A 16586-nucleotide genomic window follows, 5' to 3' on the forward strand; every position below is an offset into this window, starting at 1 on the left:
ATTTTTTGGAGAAATAATGAGTGCAAATAGTTTACCAAACTACTATACAAAAACACTAAAAAATGGTTTAGAAGTTGTAGCAATTCCTATGAATAATAACTCAAATGTAGTCTCTGTAAATATTTTTTATAAAGTTGGAAGTAGAGATGAAATTATGGGAAAAAGTGGAATAGCACATATGCTTGAACATCTTAATTTTAAATCTACAAAGAACCTAAAAGCTGGTGAATTTGATGAGATTGTAAAAGGTTTCGGTGGAGTAAACAATGCTAGTACAAGCTTTGACTATACTCACTACTATATAAAAACTAGTTCAAGAAATAGTGATAAATCTTTAGAACTATTTGCAGAACTTATGCAAAATCTCAATTTAAAAGATGAAGAGTTTCAACCTGAACGTGATGTTGTAGCAGAAGAAAGAAGATGGAGAACTGATAATAATCCAATGGGATATTTACAGTTTAGACTATTTAATACAGCATTTTTATACCATCCATATCACTGGACTCCAATTGGTTTTATGGATGATATAAAAAACTGGTCAATTGAAGATATAAAAGATTTTCACTCTACTTATTATCAACCAGAAAATGCAATTATTGTTGTTTCAGGTGATATAAAAAAAGAAGAAGTTTTTTCATTAAGTAAAAAACATTTTGAAAATATAAAAAATACAAAAAGTGTTCCAAAAACAATACATACAGTTGAAATGGAACAAGATGGAGAAAGAAGAGCTAATATTTATAAAAACTCTGCTGTTCAAATGTTAGCAAAAAGTTATCATATTCCTAATTTTGAGCACAAAGATCAACTTGCATTAAGTGCTTTATCTCAACTTTTAAGTAGTGGTAAATCTTCAGTTTTACAAAAAGAACTAGTAGATAAAAAACAATTAGTAAATAGTATTTATGCCTATAATTTAGAACTAAAAGATTCTGGTGTTTTTATTTTTATGGCTGTTGCAAATGAAAATATTGATGCTTTAAAAATAGAAAAAGAGATTTTAGGTATAATTGCAAAAATTCAAGCAGGGAAAGTATCAAATAAAGATTTAGACAAAATCAAAATTAATACAAAAGCTGATTTTATTTATTCACTTGAAAGTTCAAGTGATGTAGCTTCTTTATTTGGAAATTATTTAGTAAGAGGAAATTTAACACCTCTTTTAGATTATGAAAAAGAGTTAGAGAAGCTAACAACAGAAGATATTGTAAATGTTGCAAAAAAATATCTAAACAGTAAAAATTCAACAACTCTTATTTTAAAACAAGAGGAATAAAGGTAAAAAATGGAAAATATTCAAGGTTCTATTACAGCACTAATAACCCCATTTAAAAATGGAAAAGTAGATTTAGAAAAGTATGAATCATTAATAAAAAGACAAATAGCAAATGGTGTAGATGCTGTTTCTCCTGTTGGAACAACTGGTGAAAGTGCTACTTTATCTCATCAAGAGCATAAAGAGTGTATTGAAGTTGCTGTTGCAACTTGTAAAAATACAAATGTAAAAGTTCTAGCTGGAGCTGGTTCAAATGCAACAAGTGAAGCTTGTGATATTGCTAAATTTGCACAAAGCGTAGGAGCTGATGCAATTTTATCTATAGCACCTTATTATAATAAACCAACTCAAGAAGGTTTATATATTCACTATAAAACAATTGCTCAAAGTATTGAAATTCCTTTTATGCTTTATAATGTTCCAGGAAGAACTGGAGTTGATTTGTTACCACAAACAGCAATTAAACTTTATGATGATGTTAAAAATATATTTGCAATAAAAGAGGCAACAGGTTCTTTAGATAGAGCAACTTCTATTATCTCTCAAAGAGAAGATTTTATGGTATTTTCAGGAGATGATTCAGTTGATTTCCCTATGCTTGCAAGTGGAGCTAAAGGTATAGTTTCTGTTACATCAAACTTAGTTCCAGATTTAAAATCAAAAATTGTAAATAGTATTTTTGAAGGCGATTACAAAACTGCTCTAAAAATTCATAATAATCTATTTGAATTAAATCAAGCACTATTTTGCGAAAGCAATCCAATTCCAATAAAAGCAGCTATGTATTTAGCAGGTCTTTTAGATACTCTTGAATTTAGACTTCCACTTACAAGTCCAAGTAAAGAGACAATAACAAAATTAGAAAATTTATTAAAAAAGTATGAGGTAAAAAAATAATGAATAGCTTTATGAAGGGAAAAACTTTAGTTATTTCTGGAGGAACAAAAGGTATAGGAAAAGAGTGTGTATATAAATTTGCACAAAATGGTGTAAATGTAGCTTTTACTTATAATTCAAATGCTGATGTAGCAAATGATATTTGTAGTGATGTTGAAAAAAAATTTGGTGTAAAATGTAAAGCATATCCATTTAATATCTTAGAACCAGAAAAATATTCTGAACTTTTTGAAGAGATTGATAAAGATTTTGATAGAGTTGACTTCTTTATATCAAATGCTATGATTTATGGAAGAGCTGTTGTTGGTGGTTATGGTAAATTTATGAAATTAAAACCAAGAGGTTTAAATAATATTTATACTGCAACTGTAAATGCTTTCGTTTGTGGAGCACAACAAGCTGCAAAAAGAATGCAAAAAGTTGGTGGTGGTGCAATAGTATCTCTATCTTCAACAGGAAATTTAGTTTATATTGAAAACTACTCAGGTCATGGTACAAATAAAGCTGCTGTTGAAGCAATGGTTAGATACGCAGCAACAGAACTAGGTGAATTCAATATTAGAGTAAATGCAGTTTCAGGTGGTCCAATTGATACAGATGCACTTAAAGCATTTACAAACTATGAGGAAGTAAAACAAAAAACTACTGAGTTATCTCCATTAAATAGAATGGGACAACCAGAAGATTTAGCACAATCATGTTATTTCCTATGTACTCAAGATGCTTCTTGGGTTACAGGGCATACATTAATTGTTGATGGTGGAACAACTTTTAGATAATGAAAAAAAGTTTAAATTTACCAAACTCTTTAGCTCTATTTAGAATTGCCTTAGCACCTTTGTTGCTTTGGTTTCTAATAGATAGAGCCAATCCTCTTTTTGAAAACTGGCATCCATCTTGGTTTGACTATTTTGCTGGACTTATTTTTATCATAGCTTCTGTAACAGATTTTTTTGATGGTTTTATAGCAAGAGCTTGGAATCAAATGTCAAAACTTGGTGGAATTCTTGATCCTTTAGCTGATAAAATGCTTGTACTTTCTGGTTTCTTAGGTTTGATGGTACTTGATAGAGCAAGTGCTTGGGCTGTTTTTTTAATACTTTCAAGAGAATTTTTTATAACAGGTCTTAGAGTTGTTGCTGTTGCTGAAAATAAGAATGTAGCTTCAACTATGGCTGGAAAAATTAAAACAGTAGTTCAAATGTTTGCTATTGGATTTTTAATAATGAATTGGCCATATGCAACAGCTATTTTATGGCTTGCAGTTGTTTTAACTATTTATTCAGGATTTGAATATACTAGGGATTATTTTAAAGCTTAAGGATTTTTTTGGGTACTATTACTTTTTTACTTGTTTTATCTTTTCTAGTTTTCTTTCATGAGTTGGGTCATTTTCTTGCAGCAAGATATTTTGGTGTAAAAGTTGAGACTTTTTCTATTGGATTTGGTAAACAAATATATGCTAAATATTGGGCTGGAACAACTTGGCAAATAGCATTAATTCCTCTTGGTGGATATGTTAAAATGAAAGGTCAAGATGATACAAAACCAATTTCAAATGAGATAGGAAATGACTCTTATAATACAAAAAAACCTTGGCAAAGAATTATAATTTTATTTGCTGGACCTTTTGCAAATTTTTTGTTAGCATTTTTATTATATCTTTTCATGGCAAATCTAGGTGCTACTGTATTTAGTGCAAAAGTAGGAAATATTCAAGAAAATTCACCTGCATTTCATGCTGGAATAAAAGCAAATGATGAAATTATTAGAATAAATGACAAAAGTATAGAATCTTGGGATGATATTGGAAAAATAATCACTTCAACTCAAGGAACATTGCAGTTTTTTATAAAAAGAGATAATCAAATTATATTAAAAACAATAGCTCCTCATATTTCAGATAGTAAAAATATGTTTAATGAAGATATTAAAAAAAGAATGATAGGAATTTCTCCAAAAGGTGAAACAAAAATATTACAGTTAAGCTTCTTTGAATCAATATCTTTTGCATATGAGAAAACTATTTTTGCTTCAACAATGATTTTCCAAGGTGTTCAAAAACTAATTGCTGGAGTTATTCCTTCTAGTGAAATAGGTGGAGTTATTACAATTGGAAAAGTAATAAGTGATGCTAGTGAAAGCTCTTTTATAGCTTTACTTGCAATTACAGCACTAATTTCTGTGAATCTTGGAGTATTAAACTTACTTCCAATTCCTGCTCTTGATGGTGGGCATATTATGTTTAATTTATATGAAATGATCACAAGAAGAAAACCTAGTGATCAAGTTTTTATATTCTTAACAATTTTTGGTTGGGTTATTTTAGGAAGCCTTATGATTTTGGGTATTTATAATGATATAAATAGAATTTTTATAAATAATTAAAGGATTTTTATGGATAAAATTATAGCAATAAAAAATCTTAATGATTTAATAACAAAAGTAGAAGCAGCTAGATTAAGAGTTTCTGAACATCATATTGTAAAAATAATTGGTGTTTCAAAATACTCTTCAAGTGATGATATAAAAACATTATATGAAAGTGGACAAAGAGCTTTTGGAGAAAATAGAGTTCAAGATTTAAAAGAAAAAAGTGAATCTTTAGATGAATTACCAATAGAGTGGCATTTTATAGGAACTTTACAAAAAAATAAGATAAATAATCTTATTGATTTAAATCCAACTTTAATTCACTCTTTGGACTCTTTTGAACTAGCTTTAGAATTAAATAAAAAGCTTGAAGTAAAAAATAAAAAACTATCTTGTTTACTTCAAATAAATTCAAGTTATGAAGATAGTAAAAGTGGTGTAGATCCTAAAAATGCAATTAGCATTTATAAGAATATATTATCAAATTGTCCAAATATAATATTAAAAGGTATTATGACAATTGGTGCAAATAGTAAAGATGAAAATGAAATCAAAAAAAGCTTTGATATTACAAAAGATATATTTGATTCATTAAAGGAATTTGGCGCACAATATTGCTCTATGGGAATGAGTCAAGATTTTGAACTAGCAATAGCTTGTGGTTCAAATCTTATTAGAGTGGGCTCTAATTTATTTAAAAATTAATCTTTTTTTAAATTATTTATGCTAGAATCACCGCTTATTAAAATTTATAAAAGTATTATAAGGAAAAATTATGTTAGTTAATTTACATTCAAAAAAACGTTTTCTTTTGAATTTTATTCTAGCTCAGGTTGGTTTTGCATCAATTAGTGCAATTGCAATTTTAAGTGATAACAAGATATCAGCAATAATCATTGTGAACATTATTTTTGCATTAATTGTTGCTTATACTAACTATATCTCAATGAAAAGAGTTGTTGGTGGTATAAATAGAATAAAAGAGTATATAGAAGATTTAATGGATTTTTTATTCTTTAAAACAAACCATATAAGAAGGGCTGAATATATAAAAAATGATGATATTGGAGATATTCTAAAAGAGTTAAATGTCTATTTTGATAAATATAGTAAAATGAGAAATGATGATATGCATGTTTTAGGGGAATTAGTAATTGCTCTTGATAAAGTTTCTCAAGGTATTTATACTTCACAAATTCATTCAAGCACTTCAAATTTCATGGTTCATACACTAAAAAATATTGTTAATAATATGCTTGTAAAATCAAATCAAAGCATGGAAGACTTGGTTGAAATAGTTGGTCTTTATGCTGAACAAGATTATAGAAAACAGATGAAAATAAATCCTGTTTTAAAAGGTAAAATGAGACTAACAATGGAGAGAATCAATAAATTAGGTTCTGAACTTAAAGAGAATGCAAGATCAAATATTGAAAATGGTAACTTGCTTCAAGAAAATTCTCATACTATGAATAGAAGTGTTGAGAACTTAGCTGCAAAAGCAAATTCTCAAGCTGCATCATTAGAAGAAACTGCTGCTGCACTTGAAGAGATAACTTCTATTACAAAAAACAATACACAAAATGCTGAAAAAATGGCACACTTGAGTAAAGATGTAAAAGAATCAGTTGTTTTAGGAGAAGGTTTAGCTAATAAAACTGCTCTTTCTATGGATGAAATCAATTCTAAAGTTGAAGCAATAAATGAAGCTATTGAAGTAATTGACCAAATAGCATTTCAAACAAATATCTTAAGTTTAAATGCAGCAGTTGAAGCTGCAACAGCAGGAGAAGCTGGAAAAGGATTTGCAGTTGTAGCACAAGAAGTAAGAAATCTTGCAAATAGAAGTGCCGAAGCTGCTAGAGAGATTAAAAGCTTAGTTGAGAATGCAACATCAAAAACAAATGAAGGTAAAAAAATTTCTGATGAGATGAGAAATGGTTACAACAACCTAAATACACTAATTGGAGAAACTATTACTATTATTCAAGATGTTAGCCAAGCATCAAGAGAACAACTTCAAGGAATAGAACAGATAAATGATGCTGTTTCTATTTTAGATAGAGTAACTCAGGAAAATTCAGTTGAAGCTAGTAATGTTTCAAATATTGCTTCTCAAACACTAAAAATGGCTCAAGTTTTAGTTGACGATGCAAGAACAAAGAAAATAGATTAAGCAAAAGGATAAGTAATGTCAAAAGAGATTAAATTAGATAATTATGCTTTTTTAGTAAGTGAAACTAATGAAAAAGGTCAAATTCTTTTTGCAAATGATGATTTTTGTGAAATTTCTGGTTTTACAATTGATGAACTAATTGGAAGCCCACATAATATTGTAAGACACAAAGATATGCCAAAAGCTGCTTTTAAAAGCTTATGGGAAACTGTAAAAAAAGGTGAAATTTGGACAGGTTATGTAAAGAATGCAACAAAAAGTGGAGACTTTTATTGGGTTTTTGCAACAATATTTCCAACAATTACAAGTGATGGAACAAAAGGTTTCCTATCTTGTAGAAGAAAAGCTAGTGATGAAGAAATAGCTACTTATACTAAAATATATAAGGATTTAAGAGCAAAAGAGATTTAATCTCTTTTACTTTTTATTCATTATCCTGTTTACTATTTTTAATAGCCTCTATTTTAGCATCAATTAATGCTAAAGTTCTTTCTTGAGTTTTATATGAAATTTCAGGAAGATTTCCACCAAAAAGTTTATTTGCTTCTTCAAAGCCTTGAACTATTCCATCTCTTCCTTTTTGAAGTTTTTCTAAATCATCTCCTGCAAAACTAAAAACAAATCCAGAAACTCTATCAGAAGTTTGAGTTATTCCAAAAAAACCATCTTCACTTACTAATTTTGTCGCTTCATCTGGAGTTAAAGATAAAATTGGTTTTCCAATATAACCAATGTCTGATAAACTCATATCATTTATTTTACCAGTTCCTTCAAGAAAATCTAAAACACTTTGCTGATCTTTTGTTATATTATTTAAGTCAAAACTATTTTGAGCAATAGCTGAATTTTGCATCATAGATTTTGCATTCATTTCAAATAAAATAAATTGTGCATTCATTGAAATTGCTACTTTTGAAGCTGAGTTATTAATTATCTTTTCAACAGATTCACTTGCTTTATTATTTGTTGCTTCACTTTTATTTGAATCTACTTTTAAATTAGAATTATCCTTAAAAGTATTTAAAGCTGTATTTGTATTATGATTTACTTGCATATAATCTCCTTATATTTTTAATATTCTACAATTCTTAAAATTAATTTAAACTTAATCTTTTTAAAAGCACTATTAAAGTATTTTTTATGTATATTATTCAAAATCTAAAAGGAAAAAAAGTGCAAGATTTCTTAAAAAAAGCAAAACAAAGTAGTACTATTATTTCAACTCTTAAAAGTTCAATAAAAGATCATATTCTTTTACAAATGGCTGATGCTTTAGTAGAAAATACAAATCTTTTAATAGATGAAAATAAAAAAGATTTAGAAGTAGCAAAAAACTTAGATTTAAGTTCAGCTATGATTGATAGGCTTTTATTAAATGAAAAAAGAGTAATCGATATGGCAGATGCAATTAGACAAATTGCAAGTCAAAAGGATCCTGTTGGAAGAGTTCTTGATGGTTGGCTTACAAAAGATGGTTTAAATATTCAAAAAGTATCAATTCCTATTGGAGTTATTGGGATAATTTATGAAAGTAGACCAAATGTAACAAGTGATACAGCAGCACTTTGTTTTAAAAGTGGAAATGTTTGTGTTTTAAAAGGTGGGAAAGAAGCAGAGAACTCAAATAAAGCAATAGCAAATATTCTTCAAGAAGTTTTAAAAACAAACTCTTTACCAAAAGAGGCTATATCTTTACTTCCTGATAGTAGCCGTGAAGGTGTTGCTAAGCTAATTGTTGAAGATAAATATGTAGATTTAATTGTACCAAGAGGTGGAGAAGCTCTTATTAAATTTATAACTAAAAATTCTACAATTCCTGTTGTAAAACATGATAAAGGAGTTTGTCATACATATATTGATAAAGAAGCAAATACAAAAAAAGCATTTGAAATAATTATAAATGCAAAATGCCAAAGACCTAGTGCTTGTAATGCTTTAGAAACACTTTTAATTCATAAAGAGTTAGCAGATACTTTTTTAAAACCAATTTTTGGGATTCTAAAAGATAATGAAACAAAAGTATTTGCTTGTAATGAATCTTTAAAATATATTGATGCAAACCTTGTACAAGAAGAAGATTTTGATAAAGAGTATCTAGAAAATATTTTGAATATAAAATTAGTTGAAAATATTGATGAAGCAATAACGCATATTCAAAAACATGGCTCAGGTCATTCAGAAGCAATTATTAGTGAAAACTATTCAAATATAAACTATTTCTTAGATAAAATTGATGCTGCTTGTGTATATGCAAATGCTAGTACAAGATTTACAGATGGTGGAGAGTTTGGTTTAGGTGCTGAAGTTGGGATATCTACAAATAAACTTCATTCAAGAGGTCCAATGGGAATTGAAGATTTAACAACATTTAAGTACAAAATATATGGAGATGGTCATATAAGAAAATAATATGAATTATTTTAAAAGTACATTAACTATATTTTCTCTAGTTCTAATAATATTTTTTTGGCAAAGTTTAGAAAAATATTTTAGTATAGATGAAAACATTACTAAAATAGAAGAAGTCTCTTGTTTATCTTATGCTCCTTATAACAAGAATGAATCTCCTTTCTTATTTGATAAAGGTATGATTTTAAAAGAGAAAAATATAAAGAATGATTTAATATTATTACAAAAATATACCTCTTGCATAAGAACATATTCAACTGTTGGTCAAGAATTAGTATTTAAAGTTGCAAATGATTTAAATATGAAAATTCATGCAGGTATTTGGATAGGAAAAGAAGAGAAACAGGCAAAAGCAGAAATTAATACTTTAAAAGAACTAAAAAATCTTTATCCAAATACTATTAAATCTATAATTGTAGGAAATGAAGTTCTTTTAAGAAGAGATGCATCAAAAGAACAATTAATCTCTTATTTAAAAGAGGTAAAGAATATATTCCCAGAATACAAAGTAACATATGCTGATGTTTGGGAATTTTGGTTGAAAAATAAAGAACTAAAAGATTATGTTGATTTTATTACAATTCATATTTTGCCATATTGGGAAGATGAACCAAAAAATATTAAAGATGCCATAGAACATGTTAAAGATGTAAGATTACATGTTGAAGATGAGTTAAATAGTAGTAATATCTTAATTGGTGAAACAGGTTGGCCAAGTAATGGACGAGTAAGAAAAGAAGCCTTTGCATCAAGAGTAAATCAAGCTGAATATATCAGAGGTTTTATTCAATTAGCAAACTCTTATTCTTGGGATTATAATATTATTGAAGCCATTGACCAAGCTTGGAAAAGATCAAATGAAGGTGCTGTTGGAGGTTATTGGGGAGTTTTTGATGAAGATAGAAAAGATAAAAATGTATTTAATTCTTATGTAAGTGATTTCCCAAATTACCTAAGTTTAACTTTTTTAAATTTAATTCTATTCTTTTATATTATGTATAAATTTGTATCAAAAGAATCTTCTTTAAAAAACTATATAAAAATAACAATTTTTAATCTTATCTGCTCTATTTTAATAGTTTTTCAAATTGATCAATATTTTCATACAGTAAGAAATTTTTATGAATTTTTATGGGCATTAATACTTATTGCTTTGGCTTTATACTCTTATATTTTTATTATTTATAATAAATCTTTAGATAATAATTATAAGACATTACCTAAAATAACTTTTTACCTATTTTTATCTATTCTATTTATAATTAGTTCAAAACTAGCATTTAATGGAAGATATGAAAACTTTGAGATTTTTGTTTTATATATTTTATTAATATCATTTATCTATAACTACTCAAATAAATTAGATAGATTAAAACTTGCTTCATTTGATAAAATAGTTTCATTGTTTTTATTGTTTAATACTATTTTTATTTTTTACAATGAAGGTATAAAAAATATATTTAGTCAATCTATCTTTTTAATAAATTTAAGCCTTGTTGTTTTTCTATTTTTTGCTTCAAAAGTAAAATTAAAAGACTTAATAAAACCATTATTATATCTATTCTCTTTTATGTTTATTGCATTGTTATTTAAATATTTTATACTTTATAATGAATCTCTTGGCTTCTATTGTCAAAATAATTCAAAGAATTTATTATGTAATAGTGTAGGATATATTTGGTATATGCTATATTTTAACTATTTAGGAGTATTTTCTTTAACTCTTGCCCTACTTTACTATTTATTTTCATATAAATTTATATTAATAATTGCACTTTTTGTTACTTTAATCTCTTTAACATTAACAAATATCTTTTTAGCATCCATTGCATTTTTAATAATAATTTATAGATTTAGTTCAAAATATAATGAACTCAGAAAGTAAAATATTTTTTTCGTCTTTTACTATTCATAAGATTACTTTTCAAGTAATTTCTTATGATAGTGATTTAATATATCTATCTCCTTTTAGTAAAGATTTTAATAAAAGCTTAGAATTTTTTAAAAAAGAGTTAAATTCTGAATATGTAGAAAAGAATGATGAAGAATTTATTAAATTAAAAGAAGAACTAATCGAATATTTTAATAATAAAAGAGTCTCTTTTACAATAAGTTATAAAACATTTGGAACTGAATTTCAGAAAAAAGTTTGGAATATTTTGACTACTATTCCTTATGGAAAAACCATAAGTTATAAAGAAGAAGCCAGTATGTTAGGAAATGAAAAAGCTTTTAGAGCTGTTGCAAATGCAAATGGAAGAAATAGAATAAGCATCATAATTCCTTGTCACAGAGTGATATCTCACAATGGTGAAATAGGAGGTTATACAGGTGGAATAGATATAAAAAAAGAACTTCTAAGAGTAGAAAGTATTAATCAAAAATATTAAGAAAAATTACTTAATAACTTTATTAACTACTTTTAAAGATATTTTAAATAAAATATCTATTAAATTTTAATTATAAATTAGGAGAATATATTGAAAATAAAATTTTTATTTACAATTTTTTTATTGACATTTAATTTTTTCGCCCATGCAATAGACCTACAAAACTTAAGTCAAGAACAACTTGAGATGTTAAAAGAGATAAAGAAAAAAGGTAAAGAGAGTGGTCTTAGCTACTCACTTATGGCCATTGCAATTAAAGAATCAAAACTTGGTGCATATATGATAAATATTTCATCAAAAGACTTTGGTGTTTATCAAGCAAATATTACAACAGTTTTAAATAGACAAAATATAAGAAATACTTCTTGGAATAGAAATGTTTTTGCTTCTAAATTAGTTTTTGATTTTGAATTTGCAACTCAAAATGCAATTGAAGAGCTAAACTTTTGGAAAAAAGTACATAAAAATGATTGGCATAAAGTTTGGGGAAGTTATAATGCGGGTTATAGATATAATTCTAAAAAAGCAAGAACTTACTCAAGAGAAATCGCTTCAATAATAAGAGAACTTAAAAAAATAAATGTCTAAACAAATGAATTTAGTTTAAACTAAATTCATTTTCTCTCAATCCAATAATCTTTTTGATATCAATTATCATAATTTAATATAATTCTAAGTTACATTTCAATAATATTTGATATTAATTATCAATACAAGGATTTATATATGAGTATTCTTATAATTGGTGGAGACCAAATATCACAAATTAGTTCTATGTTAATGGGACTTGGAGCAAAAAATATTAATCATTGGGATGCAAGAAAGAAATCTTCTGCACCAAAAAAGAAAGTTCCTTTAGATACAGACTGTATAGTAATGCTTACATCTTTTTTAAATCATAATACTATGCTTAAGTATAAAAGTGAAGCAAAAAAAAGAAATATTCCTTTTATTTGTGCAAAGAGATCAACATCTTGTGTTTATGACGAGTATGTAAAGATTATGGGTATAAAAGATTGCTCACAATGTTATGTAAATTCTAATTAATATATAAATAAAAAATAAAGGACAAATAAATGGCAACAGCTATATTTTATGGAAGTAATAGCGGGAACTGTGAAGATATTGCAAAAAATATTTCAAATAAACTAGGGAAAATAGATACATTTAACCTAGCTAAAACTAAAGTAGAAAAGATGAATGAGTATGATAAACTCATTTTAGGAGCTTCAACTTGGGGAAATGGTGAATTAAATGATGACTGGGAAGATGTTTGGAAAGATTTTAGTAAATTAGATTTTTCCCAAAAAACTATTGCTATTTTTGGCTTAGGGGATCAAGAGAGCTATGGAGATGAATTTGCTGATGCAATAGGTATAATTTATGAACAATTAAAAGAATCGAATGCAAATATAATAGGATTTACCTCTATTAAAGGATATTATCATGATTACTCAAGAGCTCAAGTTGAAAATGATTTTGTTGGATTAGTGATAGATGAAGACAATCAAAGTGAGTTAACAGAAGATAGAGTTAATCAGTGGATAGAACTCATTAAATCTGAAATATTATAAAGTAGTATAAATAATACTACTTTTTTATTGACAAGCTTCACAAAGACCATACAATTGCATTGAATGGTCTGTTATTTTAAATTTATTAGCTTTTGCTATTTTCTCTTGTCTCTTTTCTATTTCATCATCAACAAATTCAACGATAAGTCCACAGTCTGTACAAATTAAGTGATCATGATGCGATTTTGCATTACTTTCATACTTTTTACCATCTGTTCCAAAATTTATAGATGCAATTAATTCTACTTCCTCTAGAAAGCTCAAAGCTCTATAAACTGTTGCTATACCAACGTTTGTATTAGGATACTCTGTTTTAATTTTATTATAAATCTCTTCAGCAGTTAAATGATCATCAGCACTTAAAAGAATACTTAGAACTATCTCTCGCTGTTCAGTATATTTAAGTCCTTTTTGTTTGACAATTTTCTTTAAATCTTCAATAATTTCGTCTTGTTTTAATATTTCTTTCATAAAATACCTCTATATAATTAAACTCTTTAGTATAGCTAAAGTTTAAGAAAAATTCAAATTTTTTATTTTATTTACAAAAATTTAAGATTATTTTTTCCTACTATTGTTATAATAATCATTATTATAAAAAGGTTCATTATGTGTATAAATGATTTAGAAATTAATAAAGAGGCAAAAATAGTTGAAATAAATTGCGATGATATTTTAAGAAATAGACTTTACTCATTTGGAGTAATTAAAGATGAAAAGCTCGTTGTAACAGCAAAATCAATAGCTAAAAAAACACTAGAAATAAAAATCAATCAATCAATCAAAAATTGCTCTTAGATCATCTGAAGCTTCAAAAATAAAGGTTGAAATATGTTAGAAAAAAATATTAAAATTGCTCTAATTGGACAACCAAATGTTGGAAAGTCTATGCTTATAAACTCAATTTCTAATTCAAAATTAAGAGTTGGAAATTTTTCAGGAGTTACAGTTGAAAAAAAACTTATAGATTTTAAGTACAAAAATTTCAATATTCAAATCATTGATTTACCAGGAACATACTCTTTAAATAGTTATTCTTTAGAAGAAAAAGTAGTTAGTGATTTTTTAAAAAAAGAGAATTATGATCTTATTTTAAATGTTGTTGATAGTACAAATTTACAAAGAAATTTACTTTTAACAAGTGAAATTCTATCTTTAAATAAAAAGCTTATTATAGCTTTAAATATGAGTGATGAAGCAAAAAGTGAAGGTATAGAAATAGATGAGAAAAAACTATCTACTTTTTTAAAAACTCCCTGTATAAAAACAAGTGCTTTAAAAAAAGAGGGCTTAATTACTCTTTTAGATGAGATAATTTCTACTTATGAACAAGATTTAACAATAGAAAATAGTTCTTTTTCAAATAAATCTTTATCAAATAAAGATATCTTAAATCATAAATTCTCCTTTGTAAATAATGCTATAAAAACCTCATCAAAATTTAAAAATAATAAAGAAAAAACAAATACAGAAAAAATAGATTCTATATTGATGAATAAATATATTGGTCTTCCTATTTTTCTTTTTTTAATGTGGTGTTTATTTCAATTAACATTCACTATGGGTGAGATTCCTATGGAGTTTATTGAGGATTTAACAAGTGATTTGATTATACAAACTAAATCTTTTTTAGGAGATGGTACATTAGCTAGTTTAATTGGTGATGGAATTATAGCTGGAGTTGGTGCTGTAATTTTATTTTTACCAAATATTATAATACTTTTTTTAGGAATATCTTTACTCGAGAATACAGGTTATATGAGTAGAGTATCTTTTTTACTTGATGGTATTTTACATAGATTTGGACTACATGGAAAATCTTTTATTCCCTTAGTTAGTGGTTTTGGTTGCTCTGTTCCTGCATATATGGCAGCAAGAACTTTAAAAAATGATAGAGATAGACTTTTAACTCTATTTATAATAGGTTTTATGTCTTGTGGAGCTAGATTACCTATTTATGTTCTTTTTGTAGGTGCTTTTTTTGATTCAAATAGTGCTGGGAATATACTATTTTTAATTTATATTTCAGGTGCAGTATTAGGTTTATTTGCTGCAAAAATACTAAGAATTATTGTTTTTAAAGGAGAAGATGAACCTTTTGTTATGGAAATGCCAAAATATAGAGCTCCATCAACAAAACTAATATATCATTCTGTAAAAAACAAAGCATTTATGTATCTTAAAAAAGCTGGTACATTTATTTTAGCAGCTTCAATTTTAATATGGTTTATGAGTAACTACCCAAAAAATCTTGAATATGAAGAAGAAATTCAAGCAAAAATTGAGCTTCTAAGTTTAGATGAAGAAAAAAGTAAATTGGAGAATTCTTTAGCTTTATATAATCTTGAGAACTCTTATTTAGGAAAACTTGGAAAATTTAGTGAACCATTTTTTGAGCCTTTAGGTTTTGATTGGAGAATGGCTGTTGCACTTGAAACAGGACTTGCTGCAAAAGAGATTGTTGTATCAACTTTAGCTATTTTATATGGTTTAGGTGAGGAAAATGATGAAACTTCAAATACTTTATTAGAAAATATTAAAAATAATATACCAAAAGAGTCTGCAATAGCTTTTATTGTTTTTGTTATTATTTATATGCCTTGTTTAGCAGCATCAGTTGTATTTGCCAAAGAAGCTGGTGGAATAAAATATCTAGCTTATTTATTTATATTTACAACATCAACAGCTTGGATTATTTCATATATTGTTTACAATATTACAAAACTTATAATATAAGATTAGTTTTCTAATCTTATTTATACTCTTTCCAAATTGGTTTTTCAAGTAAGCTTGGTCTATTTTCTAAAATCTCAAAAGGAGAGTAAGACTCCTTATATCCCATAGAAAAATGATCTTTAATCCAGTATCCAAGGTAAATATATGGGATATCTAACTCTTTTGCAACTTGAATTTGAAAAAGAATAGAAAATTTTCCAATAGATAAATCTTCATAATCATGATCATAAAAACAATAAATAGAAGATATTGCATCTGGTAAAACATCTACAAAAGCAACTCCAATTAATTTATCCTCTTTTATATACAAAAATTCTTTTGCATATAAGCTATTTCCCTCAACATAAGATTTTATATATTCATCAATAGCAATTTTATGATATGGCCAGTTTTTCTTTTTATTCATAAAAGAGTGGTATTTATCATAAAGTTCTAAATGTTCAAGTGTAACTTCAGGTGTTCTAATAGCTATCTTTGTATTTTTATTTTTATTTAATACTCTTTTTTCTGATTTAGAAAATTTATAGTTTTTAACATCTATTCTCATAGATACACATTTTGTACAAGATTTACACTCAGGTACAAAATGAACTTTTCCAAATCTTCTCCAACCTCTTATTAATTTATCTCTATAATTTTCTATACTACAGCTATTTAAAAACTGATATCTCATATCAGATCTCTCATTATCAAAATATGAGCAAGAACGATTCTGCTCAAAAAATTCCATATCTTGATTTAGTATTTGCATA

The 16586-nt window shown here is 26.5% G+C and carries 18 protein-coding genes and 1 pseudogene; 16 read left to right on the forward strand and 3 right to left on the reverse strand.

The annotated features are described in order from the left end of the window. Positions 1-16 precede the first annotated feature (16 nt). From ATH_RS06570 to ATH_RS06605, 8 genes and pseudogenes are all read left to right on the forward strand, one after another. Positions 17-1279 carry a M16 family metallopeptidase gene (locus tag ATH_RS06570; RefSeq protein WP_228140843.1) on the forward strand — a complete coding sequence of 421 codons (1263 nt, stop codon included), beginning with the start codon at positions 17-19 and terminating at the stop codon, positions 1277-1279. Positions 1280-1288: 9 nt separating this feature from the next. Then, positions 1289-2176 (forward strand): 4-hydroxy-tetrahydrodipicolinate synthase, encoded by an 888-nt coding sequence (gene dapA, locus ATH_RS06575; RefSeq protein ID WP_066184692.1) that lies wholly within the window; start codon positions 1289-1291, stop codon positions 2174-2176. Next, the gene (locus ATH_RS06580; RefSeq protein WP_066184693.1) at positions 2176-2955 is read left to right on the forward strand and encodes an enoyl-ACP reductase; all 780 of its coding nucleotides are present in this window, start codon (positions 2176-2178) and stop codon (positions 2953-2955) included. The genes dapA and ATH_RS06580 overlap by 1 nt, the downstream gene beginning before the upstream one ends. Beyond that, positions 2955-3497 carry a CDP-diacylglycerol--glycerol-3-phosphate 3-phosphatidyltransferase gene (gene pgsA, locus ATH_RS06585; protein ID WP_066184694.1) on the forward strand — a complete coding sequence of 181 codons (543 nt, stop codon included), beginning with the start codon at positions 2955-2957 and terminating at the stop codon, positions 3495-3497. The genes ATH_RS06580 and pgsA overlap by 1 nt, the downstream gene beginning before the upstream one ends. An 8-nt stretch (positions 3498-3505) precedes the next feature. Continuing rightward, positions 3506-4564: an RIP metalloprotease RseP gene (gene rseP, locus ATH_RS06590; protein WP_066184695.1), complete on the forward strand. Its 1059-nt coding sequence runs from the start codon at positions 3506-3508 to the stop codon at positions 4562-4564. A 9-nt stretch (positions 4565-4573) separates the two neighbouring features. After that, positions 4574-5254 carry a YggS family pyridoxal phosphate-dependent enzyme gene (locus ATH_RS06595; protein ID WP_066184696.1) on the forward strand — a complete coding sequence of 227 codons (681 nt, stop codon included), beginning with the start codon at positions 4574-4576 and terminating at the stop codon, positions 5252-5254. A gap of 865 nt (positions 5255-6119) precedes the next feature. Then, positions 6120-6725, forward strand: a pseudogene (locus tag ATH_RS10085) (methyl-accepting chemotaxis protein); the annotation flags it as partial. Positions 6726-6740: 15 nt separating this feature from the next. Beyond that, positions 6741-7136: a PAS domain-containing protein gene (locus ATH_RS06605; RefSeq protein ID WP_066184698.1), complete on the forward strand. Its 396-nt coding sequence runs from the start codon at positions 6741-6743 to the stop codon at positions 7134-7136. 13 nt (positions 7137-7149) lie between these two features. On the opposite strand, the gene ATH_RS06610 is transcribed toward ATH_RS06605, so the two are convergent. After that, a complete protein-coding gene (locus ATH_RS06610) occupies positions 7150-7779 on the reverse strand; it encodes a hypothetical protein (protein WP_066184699.1) in 630 nt (209 codons plus the stop codon). 119 nt (positions 7780-7898) lie between these two features. Here ATH_RS06610 and ATH_RS06615 point away from each other — a divergent pair, with 119 nt between their 5' ends. The 6 genes from ATH_RS06615 (at position 7899) to ATH_RS06640 (ending at position 13098) form a co-directional block, all read left to right on the forward strand. Next, complete coding sequence (locus ATH_RS06615; RefSeq protein WP_066184772.1) at positions 7899-9134, forward strand: glutamate-5-semialdehyde dehydrogenase; 1236 nt, start codon at positions 7899-7901, stop codon at positions 9132-9134. 1 nt (position 9135) lies between these two features. Next, complete coding sequence (locus ATH_RS06620) at positions 9136-11019, forward strand: glycoside hydrolase family 17 protein (RefSeq protein WP_066184700.1); 1884 nt, start codon at positions 9136-9138, stop codon at positions 11017-11019. After that, positions 11003-11524: a methylated-DNA--[protein]-cysteine S-methyltransferase gene (locus tag ATH_RS06625; protein WP_066184701.1), complete on the forward strand. Its 522-nt coding sequence runs from the start codon at positions 11003-11005 to the stop codon at positions 11522-11524. The genes ATH_RS06620 and ATH_RS06625 overlap by 17 nt, the downstream gene beginning before the upstream one ends. A 90-nt stretch (positions 11525-11614) precedes the next feature. Beyond that, positions 11615-12112, forward strand: a complete 498-nt coding sequence (locus tag ATH_RS06630) for a transglycosylase SLT domain-containing protein (protein WP_066184702.1) — start codon at positions 11615-11617, stop codon at positions 12110-12112. 138 nt (positions 12113-12250) lie between these two features. Next, positions 12251-12571 (forward strand): DUF2325 domain-containing protein, encoded by a 321-nt coding sequence (locus tag ATH_RS06635; protein ID WP_066184703.1) that lies wholly within the window; start codon positions 12251-12253, stop codon positions 12569-12571. Between the two features lie 29 nt (positions 12572-12600). Then, positions 12601-13098, forward strand: coding sequence for a flavodoxin (locus ATH_RS06640; protein WP_066184704.1), 498 nt, complete (start codon positions 12601-12603; stop codon positions 13096-13098). A 24-nt stretch (positions 13099-13122) separates the two neighbouring features. Here ATH_RS06640 and ATH_RS06645 read toward each other — a convergent pair whose 3' ends face one another. After that, on the reverse strand, positions 13123-13569 hold the full coding sequence (locus ATH_RS06645) for a Fur family transcriptional regulator (protein WP_066184705.1): 447 nt from the start codon (positions 13567-13569) through the stop codon (positions 13123-13125). A gap of 138 nt (positions 13570-13707) precedes the next feature. Here ATH_RS06645 and ATH_RS06650 point away from each other — a divergent pair, with 138 nt between their 5' ends. Then, positions 13708-13896 (forward strand): FeoA family protein, encoded by a 189-nt coding sequence (locus ATH_RS06650; RefSeq protein ID WP_228140842.1) that lies wholly within the window; start codon positions 13708-13710, stop codon positions 13894-13896. A gap of 33 nt (positions 13897-13929) precedes the next feature. After that, the gene (gene feoB / locus ATH_RS06655) at positions 13930-15834 is read left to right on the forward strand and encodes a ferrous iron transport protein B (RefSeq protein WP_066390192.1); all 1905 of its coding nucleotides are present in this window, start codon (positions 13930-13932) and stop codon (positions 15832-15834) included. Between the two features lie 16 nt (positions 15835-15850). On the opposite strand, the gene ATH_RS06660 is transcribed toward feoB, so the two are convergent. Then, positions 15851-16585, reverse strand: coding sequence for an arginyltransferase (locus tag ATH_RS06660; RefSeq protein ID WP_083190968.1), 735 nt, complete (start codon positions 16583-16585; stop codon positions 15851-15853). Position 16586 lies beyond the last annotated feature (1 nt).

Source organism: Aliarcobacter thereius LMG 24486 (assembly GCF_004214815.1).
Classification (GTDB): domain Bacteria; phylum Campylobacterota; class Campylobacteria; order Campylobacterales; family Arcobacteraceae; genus Aliarcobacter; species Aliarcobacter thereius.